Here is a 10,829-nt window from a genome sequence, read left to right as displayed (position 1 = left end):
TAGCACTGCGACACCAAACCACACCGCCCCTTTTTACTTATCCTCCCCGATCAGGCTAAATACCCACCTGATCGCTTAACCCTACGGATTGTCCGCCATGGCCCGTCAACGCTTTGCAATTGCCTGGATCGCCTGCTTTGCAGTGCTGTTCAATGCGTTTGCCATGCCGCTGGCGGGTGCGATGCAGCAGGCGGATGACCCGGTCAAGCAACTGCTGTGGGGCAGTTTCTGCTCCTCCAATGCCAACAAGCTGACGGCCATTGCCCTGGGCAAGCTGGAGATTCCGGCGCCGCAGCAAGACGATCACTCCACCATGCAGCATTGCTGGTGCTGCTCGGGCTCGGCGCCATTAGTGGCGCTGCCGGGGCATTCACCAACACTGTATTTCGCACGATTCGACGCGGTGCAAGACCTGCCGCCGCCGTCATTGCAATCCCCCACCCCGCGCCAGCAATGGCCGAGCCTTAACCCCCGCGCCTCTCCAACGGTCTGATTTCTTCGCAAGTGAACTGCGTTTAGAACCGTTCTGGAGAACTGCCATGCTCAAATCTTCCCTGCTTCTGGCTGCGTTGTTGCTGCCGGTGTGTGCTGCTGCCAATGCCGAAGACTTCAAGGTCGGCGAACTGGTGGTCAGCGAACCCTGGTCCCAGGAACTGCCGCCCAATGCGCCGACCGTCGCGGCGTATTTCGTGATTCATAACCAGGGCGAGCATGCGGATCGCTTGCTCAGCGTCGACACGCCCGTGGCCGCCAAGGCCGAACTGCATGAGCATGTGATGCAGGGCGATCTGATGAAGATGCAGCAGGTGACCAGCGTCGCGGTGCCGGCCAAAGGTGACCTGACGTTCGCGCCCATGGCCTACCACGTGATGCTGCTGGACCTGAAGGACCGCAGCGTTTTGCGCGACGGCCAGCATTTTCCGCTGACCCTGAACTTTGAAAAGGCCGGGCCAGTGAAGGTGGAAGTGTCAGTGCAGAAGCAGCCGCCCATGGCCGGCCACGAACACATGCACGCCCAATAGATAAACCTCGATGGGCGCCCCACGCGCCAGGTTGTCCCCGCACCGCCGTAAGCCTGTAGGCCTTATGCGCGGCAGCTGGATCAGCCTGTTCGCCATGCTGATGATCTTTATCGGTCCGCTGATTTCCCAAGCGATGCCGATGGATCATCACGCCGGCATGTCGATGGAAATGTCCATGGACGCGCCGAGCTGCCATGGCGACGCCAAGCCTGCGACCGATCACCACAAAGCACCCGACGAACACCACGTGCTCTGGGAAAAGTGCGGCTATTGCAGCCTGCTCTTCAGTTGCCCGGCGCTGCCTGGCAGCGTGTCGTTTGTCACCCTCGGCAGCCCGCCGCCCGCCAACGCCCTGACCCCCGCCCCACGCCTGGGCCATGCCCGGCAAACCGTGTTCCCCGGCGCCCGCAGCCGCGCCCCGCCCATCATCGCGTAAGCACTTCACACCGTTACTTCACCCCGGCCGACTTTAGACAGACAGCCGCAGGCTGCTGGCCGTGTTGTTTACGAATGAATGATGGAATTTTTCATGTCCAGGTTTTCTGCTGACACCCGTTTGGGATGTACTCCCGTTTTCGCCGTTCTGTGTGGCGCGCTGCTGGTTCCTCAGGTCCACGCCGACGAGCCTGCCGACCAGAACGAACTGAGCCCGACGGTGATCACCGCCATTGCCCCCAGCTCACCACTGACCGTCGTCACCAACCCGAAAGACCCGCGCCAACCGGTGCCCGCCAGCGATGGCGGCGACTACCTCAAGACCATCCCCGGCTTCGCCCTGGTGCGCAACGGCGGCACCAACGGCGACCCGGTGCTGCGGGGCATGTTCGGCTCACGCCTGAACATCCTCACCAACGGCAGCATGATGCTCGGCGCCTGCCCCGGCCGGATGGATGCGCCCACCTCCTATATCTCACCGGAAACCTACGACAAGCTCACCGTGATCAAAGGCCCGCAAACCGTGCTCTGGGGCCCGGGCGCTTCAGCCGGCACGGTCCTGTTCGAGCGCGAGCCCGAGCAATTCGGCGAGCTGGGCACGCGGGTCAACGCCAGCATCCTGGCGGGCTCCAACGGGCGTTTCGACAAAGTCGTCGACGCAGCAGCCGGCGGGCCGCTGGGTTATGTGCGGGTGATCGGCAACCAGGCCCACGCCGATGACTACAAGGACGGCAACAACGACACCGTCGCCTCGCGCTACGACAAGTGGAACGGCGACGTGGCCGTGGGCTGGACCCCGGACGCCGACACCCTGCTGGAACTCACCGCCGGCCGTGGCGATGGCGAAGCCCGCTACGCCGGGCGTGGCATGGACGGTTCGCAGTTTTTGCGCGAGAGCCTCGGATTGCGCTTCGAGAAATCGAACATCGGCGAGGTGCTGGATAAGGTCGAAGCGCAGGTCTACTACAACTACGCCGACCACGTGATGGACAACTACACCCTGCGCGTCCCGTCGGGCACCGGGATGATGGCCGGTCCCATGGCGGCCAACGTCGACCGCCGCACCCTCGGCGCCCGTATCAAGGCCACGTGGCGCTGGGCCGACGTGCAGTTGATCAGCGGCATTGATGCACAAACCAACGAACACCGCGAACGCAGCGCCATGGGCGTCGACACCTACAAGGACCTGCCCCGCAGCAAGGACGCCAACTTCCACAACTACGGGGTGTTCGGCGAACTGACCTGGTATGCCGCCGACCGCGACCGCCTGATCACCGGCGCCCGCGTCGACCGCGCCTCGGCCAAGGATTTCCGGCAAACCATCAGCTCCGGGATGATGAGCAGCCCCAACCCCACCGCCGGTAAAACCCGCGCCGATACGCTGCCGTCCGGCTTTGTGCGCTACGAGCACGATCTGGCGGACAGCCCTGCCACCCTGTACGCAGGGCTTGGGCATTCGGAGCGTTTCCCTGATTACTGGGAGCTGTTTTCTCCCGACACCGGGTCGGTCGGTTCCGTGAATGCCTTCGACGGTGTGAAGCCTGAAAAAACCACCCAGCTGGATTTTGGCCTGCAATACAAATCCGCCGATCTCGATGCCTGGGCCTCGGGCTACGTCGGCCAGGTGCGTGATTTCATCCTGTTCGACTACCAGCCGGGAATGATGGGCACCACCTCCCAGGCGCGCAATGTGGACGCGCGAATCATAGGCGGTGAATTGGGCGCAGCCTACAAGCTGACCGCCAACTGGAAGGCCGATGCCACCTTCGCCTACGCCTGGGGCAAGAACACCAGCGACGGCAAACCGCTACCGCAGATCCCACCGCTGGATGCGCGCTTCGGGCTCACCTACAGCCAGGACGACTGGAGCGCCGGCGCCTTGTGGCGGGTGGTCGCGGCGCAAAACCGCATCGACCAGAACAAGGGCAACGTGGTGGGCAAGGACTTCGACAAAAGCTCGGGGTTTGGCGTGTTCTCGCTGAACGCGGCGTATCGCATCAACAAGAATTTCAAGGTCAGCACCGGCGTCGACAACCTGTTCGGCAAGGCGTACGCCGAGCACCTGAACCTGGCCGGCAACGCCGGGTTCGGCTACCCGGCCAATGACCCGCAAGCCATCAAGGAACCGGGGCGCACGCTCTGGACCAAGGTGGACATGAGCTTCTAAGCGCATCACAGGCAAGCCCGCTCCCACAGTTGCAATGCATTCCCCTGTGGGAGCGGGCTTGCCCGCGATGGCGTCCTCGATAACACAAAAAATCCAAGCCTTTGCGGAGCACCCTGATGAACCCACCGAAGATTTCCTTCTACAACCTGGCCTGGCGCTGGCATTTCTACGCCGGGCTGTTTGTCGCGCCGTTCATGGTGCTGCTGGCCCTGACCGGCATCATCTACCTGTTCAAACCCCAACTCGACCCGCTGATGTATGGCAACCTGCTGACCGTGCAAAGCGCCGAACACGCGCTGAGTGCCGACGAGCAACTGCAACGTGCCCAGGCTGCCTATCCACAAGGCAAGATCAGCAAGTACCTGCCACCTGCCGACGCCACCAGCAGCGCGCAATTCGTGATGCACAACGACGGGCGCGAAGTGACGGTATTCGTCGACCCGTATCGCGGCACCGTGCTCGGCGAACAGGACGCCAAGTACAACCTGCAAGCCATCGCCCGCGCGCTGCATGGCGAGTTGATGATCGGCACCGTCGGCGATCGCCTGGTGGAACTGGCCGCCGGCTGGGGTGTGATGCTGGTGATTTCGGGCGTGTATCTGTGGTGGCCGCGAGGCAAGTCGGCGGCGGGCATTCTGTGGCCGCGGCTGGGCAGCCGCGGTCGCTTGTTCTGGCGCGATTTGCACGCGGTCGCCGGTTTCTGGGGCGCGGCGTTTCTGCTGGTGATGCTGCTCAGCGGCATGACCTGGACCGGCTTCTGGGGCAAGCAATACGCCGACCTGTGGAATAAATTCCCGGCGGCCATGTGGAACAACGTGCCGCAGTCCGACCAGCAGGCCCGCAGCCTCAACACCGCGAGCCAACAAACCGTGCCGTGGGCCATGGAAAACACGCCGATGCCGATGTCTGGCGAGCATGCCGAGCACATGAAGCACGCCGGCATGAGCCAGGGCCCGGCAGCCCCGAGTATCCGCCTGCAACAGGTGGTCGACCTCGCCAACTCACGCAAGGTCGAGCCCGGCTACAGCATCACCTTCCCCACCACTGCCGAAGGCGTGTTCACCCTCGCGGTGTTCGCCAACGACCCGCGCAATGACGCCACCCTGCATGTGGACCAATACTCCGGCAAGGTCCTGGCCGATGTGCGCTGGGAGCACTACAACAGCGTGGCGCGGGTTACCGAATCGGGCGTGATGCTGCACGAAGGCAAGATGTTTGGCGTGGTCAATCAGATCATCGTGCTGCTGATTTGCCTGATGATCCTGCTCAGCGCCGTCAGCGGTGTGGTGATCTGGTGGAAGCGTCGGCCACAGGGCAGCCTGGGGGTTCCACCGTTGCGCCATGACCTGCCGAAATGGAAAACCGCGATGGTAATCATGCTCGGGCTGGCGATTGTCTTTCCGCTGGTGGGCGCCTCGCTGATCGTGGTCTGGGCACTGGATCGCCTGGTGCTTTCACGGTGGTTTGGCCAACGTGAATCTGCCTCAGGTTCAGCGTGAAACTGACGAGATGCCCTACCTAGAGGCGTTATGTAGTGTTACGCGGGCTTTCGCCCACGCCGCACAAAGTGTTATGTTGTAACACTTGATGTGTTCTCCCACTCGCCGCGCCCTGCGGCGAGTACCGTCTCGAAGAAGCGATTTATCGTCCGATGAACAAGTACCTTGCGTCCGGCCTGTGCCTGCTCGCCCTTCAAAACACTGCCCAGGCCCTGACGCTTCCCGCCAGTGCCGTCTCAGCCCCCGCCGTCGACGACGAGCGCGTCGACCTGAACACCCCGACCACGGCAGGTTCACGCCTGAACCTCACGGCCCTGCAAACCCCGGGCAGCGTTGAAAGCCAGACCGGCGAGCAGATTCGCGCACGGGGCGATGCCACGGTGCAGGACGCGATTTCCCGGGCCACCGGCATCAGCCGCACCGGCACGCCGGGCGACGGCGGTACCTCGTTGTCGGCACGCGGGTTCACCGGCCAGAGCTCGGTGCTGCAGTTGTACGACGGCGCGCGCATGTTCGATGGCGCGGGCACTTCCACCTTCCCGGTGGACACCTGGTCCGTTGAGCGGGTGGACGTACTGCGCGGCCCGGCCTCGGTGATGTACGGCCAGGGCGCCACCGGCGCGGTGATCAACACCATCGCGAAGAAACCCTTCGAGGGCGAGATCGAAAACCATATCCGCCTGGGCTACGGTTCTTATGACCGCCAGCAGCAAGCCCTCGACAGCGGCGGCTCGCTGACCGACACCCTGAGCTATCGCCTGAACATCAACCGCCTGCGCAGCAACGGTTTCATCGACCGCGGCGAGTCCGGCAGCGACTTCGTCAGCGGTGCCCTGCGCTGGCAGGCGGCGGATAACCTGAGCTTCACCCTGGCCTCCGACTACGGCGACCAGACCCCGCAAAACGACTACGGCACACCGCTGATCAACGGCCAGTTGCACAAGGGCCTGCGGGACAAGAACTACAACGTCAGCAACGATATCCAGCACTACAACGACCAGTGGACGCGCCTGACCAGCGAGTGGCAGATCAACGACAACGTCACCGCCACCAACGAACTGTCCTACCTGAAAAACCAGCGGCGCTGGCAGAACGCCGAGAGCTACAACTACGTCGACGGCGGCCTGGTGCGCCAGAGCTACCTGGGCATCAAGCACAACCAGGAACAGGTGGGCGACCGCCAGACCTTCACCTTCAAACACACGCTGTTCGGCCTCGACAGCCAGACGGTGACGGGGGTGGAGTACAACCGCATTCGCTTCCGCCTGGCCAGCAACTCGCCGTTCGATGACCCGACGAACGCCGGCCAACCGGTGGACATCAACCACCCGGTACCGCAGCCGTTTGAAAGCGCCAGCCCCTTCGTCCCGCAGTCCGTCAGCACCACCAAACAGCTGGCTGCGTTCGCCGAAAACCGCCTGCAACTGACCGATAAACTGTCGCTGATCACCGGCGTGCGCCGCGATTACCTGCACATCGACAGTGACTCCCTCGTGTATGGCAGCGACTCCAACAAGACCTTTACCGGCAACAACTGGAAAGCCGGCCTGGTCTACGCGATCACCCCGGACACCTCGGTCTACGGCCAATACGCCACCAGCACTGACGGCGTTGGCAGCCTGATCACCCTGAGCCCGAGCCAGCAGCAGTTCGGCCTGTCCACCGCCAAGCAAACCGAGATCGGCCTCAAGCAGGCGTTCTGGGATTCCCGTGGTGAATGGACCCTGGCGGCCTACCACATCGTCAAAAAGAAACTGTTGGTGAGCGTTCCAGGCACCACCCTCAAGGAACAAGTCGGCCAGCAATCCTCCAACGGCCTGGAAGCCAGCCTCGACCTGCAACTGCCCAATGCCTGGCAACTGCAAGCCAACGCTGCGATCGTGCGGGCGCAGTACGACGACTTCTCCGAAGTGGTCAACGGCCAGTCCGTGTCCCGCGACGGCAACCGCCCCACCGACGTGCCGCGTCGCACCGCCAACCTGTGGCTGAGCAAGGCCATCACTGACGACGTGCGTGCCGGTGCGGGTGTGCGTTATGTAGACTCGCGTTTCGCCAACACCGCCAACACCAGCGAAGTGCCGAGCTACACCGTGGTCGACGCCAGCGTTTCATGGAAAGCCATGCGCAACACGACATTGGGCCTGCAATTGAATAACCTGTTCGACCGCACTTACGCCGTCAGCCAATACAACGACGGCCAGCAATGGATCCTGGGCGAGCCGCGCTCGTTCTTCGTGACGGCGGACTACACCTTCTAACTGAACGCAACACTGTCCAAATGTGGGAGCGGGCTTGCTCGCGAATGCGGTGTGTTAGGCACTGTATCTGTTACTGATCCACCGCTTTCGCGAGTAAGCCCGCCCCCACATTTGTCCTGTGTTGGACCTGAGAGTAAAGATGACCTCACTCAACCTCACCGCCCTCGCCTGGACCCCACCAGGCCACGAGCACTGTCATCACCAGTTCCAACTGCGTGACGCCAGCCTGCACGTGAACGCCGGTGAGTTCGTCGGGCTGATCGGGCCCAACGGCAGCGGCAAGACCAGCCTGCTGCGCTGCGCCTATCGGTTCAGCAAACCGGCTGACGGTGAGGTGCTGCTGGAACACCAGAACGTCTGGAAGCAATCCTCGAAGTGGTGCGCGCAACGCATTGCCGTGGTGCTCCAGGAGTTTCCCGACGCCTTCGGCCTGCGGGTGGATGAAGTGGTCGCCATGGGCCGCACACCGCACAAGGGCCTGTTCGACAGCGATACCCTTGAAGACCAGAACCTGATCCGCCAGGCCCTCGAATCCGTCGGCCTGCTGGGCTTTGAAGACCACGCCTTCGCCACCCTCTCGGGCGGTGAAAAGCAGCGGGTTATCCTGGCCCGCGCCCTGGCCCAGCAACCGCAACTGCTGATCCTCGACGAGCCGACCAACCACCTCGACCCACGCTACCAGCTGCAATTGCTACAACTGGTCAAGCGCCTGAACATCGGCACCCTGGCCAGCATTCATGACCTGAACCTGGCCGCGGCGTTCTGCGATCGGCTGTACGTGATCAACCACGGGCGCATCGTCGCCAGCGGCACACCTCACGAAGTGCTGACCGCCGAATTGCTGCGCGAAGTGTTCGGCGTTGAAGCATTGATCGATACTCACCCCTTGTCCGGCTACCCCCGAATTACCTGGATAACCCAACCATGATCCTGCGCTCCCTGCTGTCTCTCGCGTTGCTGCTCGGCACTGCTCAAGCGTTCGCCGAAGCGACCCATTACCCGCTGAAAATCCAGAGCTGCAACCGCGAAGTGACCTTGGCCGAGGCACCAAAACACGCGGTCAGCCACGACATCAACATGACCCAGATGATGCTCGCCCTGGGCCTCAAGTCGCACATGGCCGGCTACAGCGGCGTGACCGGCTGGAAGTCGGTCACCCCGGAAATGGCGCAGATTCTCGACGGCCTGCCGGAACTGGCGAGCAAATACCCGTCGGTGGAAACCCTGCTCAATGCCAACGTCGACTTTTTCTTCGCCGGCTGGGACTACGGCATGCGCGTCGGTGGCGACCTCACCCCGCAAACCCTGCAACCGTTGGGCATCAACGTGTATGAGCTGACCGAGTCCTGTGCCTTCGTGATGAAGCGCCCGGCGGCCACCCTGGAAGACACCTATAACGACCTGCGCAACCTGGGCAAGATCTTCGATGTGCAGGACCGCGCGAATGCCTTGATCGCACAGATGCAGGCACAGGTCGCCCAAGTGCAGGAAAACCTGCCGGCCGACAAGCCCCGCGTGTTCCTCTACGACAGCGGCGAAGACCGCGCCATGACCTCCGGCCGCCTGGGCATGCCCCAGGCGCTGATCGACGCCGCCGGTGGGCGCAACATTCTCGATGACGTGGACGCCAGCTGGACCCGGGTCAACTGGGAAACCGTGGTGGAGCGCAACCCGCAGGTCATCGTGATCGTCGACTACAGCGAAATCACCGCCGAGCAAAAAGAGCAGTTCCTGCTGAACAACCCGGCGCTGCAATCGGTGGACGCGATCAAGAACCAGCGCTTTATCGTGATCCCCTACGTGCAAGCCACGCCGGGCATCGACAACGTGCTGGCGGTTGAAACCCTGGCCAAGGGGTTTCACGGCGAATGATCACCCGTCGCTATGCCCTGCTGCTGAGCGCCCTCGGCGCGTTGTTGCTGATCTCGTGCGTGGTCTCGCTGGGGTTCGGCTCGGCGCGGGTACCGGTGGACGTGGTGTGGCGGATCCTGCTGCATAAAGCCTTCGGCGTTGGCGAGGTGGACTGGAGCGCGGGGCAGGAACATATCGTGTGGCTGATCCGCGTGCCGCGCATGTTGCTCGGTGCCCTGGTGGGCGCCGGGCTGGCGTTGATCGGTGCGGTGTTGCAGGCGGTAACGCGCAACCCGCTGGCGGATCCGCACCTGCTGGGCGTGACTTCCGGCGCCACCCTCGGCGCGGTGATCGTGGTGCTGCATGTGGGTGAAGTGATCGGCTTGCTGACCCTGCCCATCGCGGCGTTCATCGGCGCGTTGCTGAGCATGATCGTGGTGCTGGCGGTGGCCAGTCGCAATGGTCGGCTGGAGAGTGACCGCCTGCTGTTGTGCGGGGTGGCGGTGTCATTCGTGATGATGGCGGTGGCGAATTTGCTGCTGTTCATGGGCGACCATCGCGCGGCCTCGGCGGTGATGTTCTGGATGCTCGGCGGCCTCGGGTTGGCGCGCTGGGAACTGCTGGCAATTCCCTTCGCCACCGTGCTGCTGGGGCTGGTGTTGCTGCTGGGGATGGCTCGCCCGTTGAACGCGCTGATGGCCGGCGAACAGACCGCCGTAACCCTGGGCCTGAACGCGCGCAATGTGCGGCTCAAGGTGTTCCTGATCGCCTCGCTGATGACCGGCGTGCTGGTGTCCATCAGCGGCTCCATCGGCTTTGTCGGGCTGATGGTGCCGCACATTGCCCGGCGCCTTGTAGGCGCCGAGCATCGCCGTTTACTGCCCGTGTGTGTGCTGCTGGGCAGTGTGTTCCTGGTGTGGGTCGATGTGGCCGCACGCACCCTGATCGCCCCGGAGGACCTGCCCATCGGGGTGGCCACAGCAGCTATTGGCGGCCTGTTTTTTATCGGGTTGATGCGCCGGCGTTAAACGCTCTGGTCGGCCTCCTTGAACTCATGCAGCATGCGCCGCGCAACCTGACTGCGAGGTTGCCAGAAACGGTCGGTTTCAAGGATCGTCAGTTTGCCCGAGGTCGCCAGCCGACGGATCACCTCGCTGGGCTTTACCTTTACCTCACCTGTGGCTTCGTCAATCCAGTCATCGCGCAGCAACTGGCTTTCATCCTCGTGATAGCTGGGCTCGTAGACAATCAGCGCGCCCTGCACCGGAGTGAAGTAATAACGGGCTCCCGCAATCCGGTCCTGGCGGAGCATTTCAACGAATCCGCGAATTTCTTTCTGGGCAATGAAGTTATGGGCCAGGCCCTCTTCGTAGCGATCGCTCATGCGCTGGCGTTCACCGCTGAGCTTGAACAACTGCTGCACGCCCATGACCGTGTAACCGGCGGGGTATCGGGTCGATGTGCCGGGGTAGCCCAAGTTCATCACGCCTTTGAACAAGGCGCTGTAGGCCGGTGTGTCGGGGCGCAACCCCACCGCTACCGAGGGGCCCGGATCCGCCACCGGCTGCACGGCAATAAAAGTGTCGCTGTCGCCATT

General features: G+C 63.0%; 10 protein-coding genes. 9 read left to right on the top strand and 1 reads right to left on the bottom strand.

What is annotated here, in order from left to right:
• The first annotated feature begins 97 nt into the window (after positions 1–97).
• The 9 genes from JV201_RS02890 to JV201_RS02850 all read left to right on the top strand — a co-directional run bounded on the left by JV201_RS02890 (position 98) and on the right by JV201_RS02850 (position 10,260).
• Positions 98–493 carry a DUF2946 domain-containing protein gene (locus JV201_RS02890; protein WP_177054781.1) on the top strand — a complete coding sequence of 132 codons (396 nt, stop codon included), beginning with the start codon at positions 98–100 and terminating at the stop codon, positions 491–493.
• Positions 494–539: 46 nt separating this feature from the next.
• Positions 540–1,022, top strand: coding sequence for a copper chaperone PCu(A)C (locus JV201_RS02885; protein WP_076017993.1), 483 nt, complete (start codon positions 540–542; stop codon positions 1,020–1,022).
• Positions 1,023–1,086: 64 nt separating this feature from the next.
• The gene (locus JV201_RS02880; protein WP_102607479.1) at positions 1,087–1,458 is read left to right on the top strand and encodes a DUF2946 domain-containing protein; all 372 of its coding nucleotides are present in this window, start codon (positions 1,087–1,089) and stop codon (positions 1,456–1,458) included.
• Between the two features lie 93 nt (positions 1,459–1,551).
• Entirely contained in the window at positions 1,552–3,624 is a 2,073-nt protein-coding gene (locus JV201_RS02875; protein WP_219406479.1) for a TonB-dependent copper receptor, read from the top strand.
• 116 nt (positions 3,625–3,740) lie between these two features.
• On the top strand, positions 3,741–5,123 hold the full coding sequence (locus tag JV201_RS02870; protein ID WP_219406478.1) for a PepSY domain-containing protein: 1,383 nt from the start codon (positions 3,741–3,743) through the stop codon (positions 5,121–5,123).
• A gap of 152 nt (positions 5,124–5,275) precedes the next feature.
• Positions 5,276–7,381 carry a TonB-dependent siderophore receptor gene (locus tag JV201_RS02865; protein WP_219406477.1) on the top strand — a complete coding sequence of 702 codons (2,106 nt, stop codon included), beginning with the start codon at positions 5,276–5,278 and terminating at the stop codon, positions 7,379–7,381.
• Between the two features lie 139 nt (positions 7,382–7,520).
• On the top strand, positions 7,521–8,309 hold the full coding sequence (locus JV201_RS02860; RefSeq protein WP_102605722.1) for an ABC transporter ATP-binding protein: 789 nt from the start codon (positions 7,521–7,523) through the stop codon (positions 8,307–8,309).
• Positions 8,306–9,253 (top strand): ABC transporter substrate-binding protein, encoded by a 948-nt coding sequence (locus JV201_RS02855; RefSeq protein ID WP_219406476.1) that lies wholly within the window; start codon positions 8,306–8,308, stop codon positions 9,251–9,253. Before JV201_RS02860 ends, JV201_RS02855 begins: the two co-directional genes overlap by 4 nt.
• Positions 9,250–10,260 carry an iron ABC transporter permease gene (locus JV201_RS02850; protein WP_076018001.1) on the top strand — a complete coding sequence of 337 codons (1,011 nt, stop codon included), beginning with the start codon at positions 9,250–9,252 and terminating at the stop codon, positions 10,258–10,260. Before JV201_RS02855 ends, JV201_RS02850 begins: the two co-directional genes overlap by 4 nt.
• On the opposite strand, the gene JV201_RS02845 is transcribed toward JV201_RS02850, so the two are convergent.
• The coding region (locus JV201_RS02845) for a hypothetical protein (protein WP_219406475.1) at positions 10,257–10,829 on the bottom strand (573 nt) is incomplete at its 5' end. The genes JV201_RS02850 and JV201_RS02845 overlap by 4 nt on opposite strands.

This window comes from Pseudomonas sp. Colony2 (assembly GCF_019382755.1).
Lineage (GTDB): Bacteria > Pseudomonadota > Gammaproteobacteria > Pseudomonadales > Pseudomonadaceae > Aquipseudomonas.
This window is presented reverse-complemented; position numbering and strand designations above follow the sequence as displayed.

Coding starts and splice junctions, on each gene's coding strand:
- JV201_RS02880 (WP_102607479.1), top strand. CDS start 1,087: ATGCGCGGCAGCTGGATCAGCCTGTTCGCCATGCTGATGATCTTTATC.
- JV201_RS02890 (WP_177054781.1), top strand. CDS start 98: ATGGCCCGTCAACGCTTTGCAATTGCCTGGATCGCCTGCTTTGCAGTG.
- JV201_RS02855 (WP_219406476.1), top strand. CDS start 8,306: ATGATCCTGCGCTCCCTGCTGTCTCTCGCGTTGCTGCTCGGCACTGCT.
- JV201_RS02860 (WP_102605722.1), top strand. CDS start 7,521: ATGACCTCACTCAACCTCACCGCCCTCGCCTGGACCCCACCAGGCCAC.
- JV201_RS02885 (WP_076017993.1), top strand. CDS start 540: ATGCTCAAATCTTCCCTGCTTCTGGCTGCGTTGTTGCTGCCGGTGTGT.
- JV201_RS02875 (WP_219406479.1), top strand. CDS start 1,552: ATGTCCAGGTTTTCTGCTGACACCCGTTTGGGATGTACTCCCGTTTTC.
- JV201_RS02850 (WP_076018001.1), top strand. CDS start 9,250: ATGATCACCCGTCGCTATGCCCTGCTGCTGAGCGCCCTCGGCGCGTTG.
- JV201_RS02865 (WP_219406477.1), top strand. CDS start 5,276: ATGAACAAGTACCTTGCGTCCGGCCTGTGCCTGCTCGCCCTTCAAAAC.
- JV201_RS02870 (WP_219406478.1), top strand. CDS start 3,741: ATGAACCCACCGAAGATTTCCTTCTACAACCTGGCCTGGCGCTGGCAT.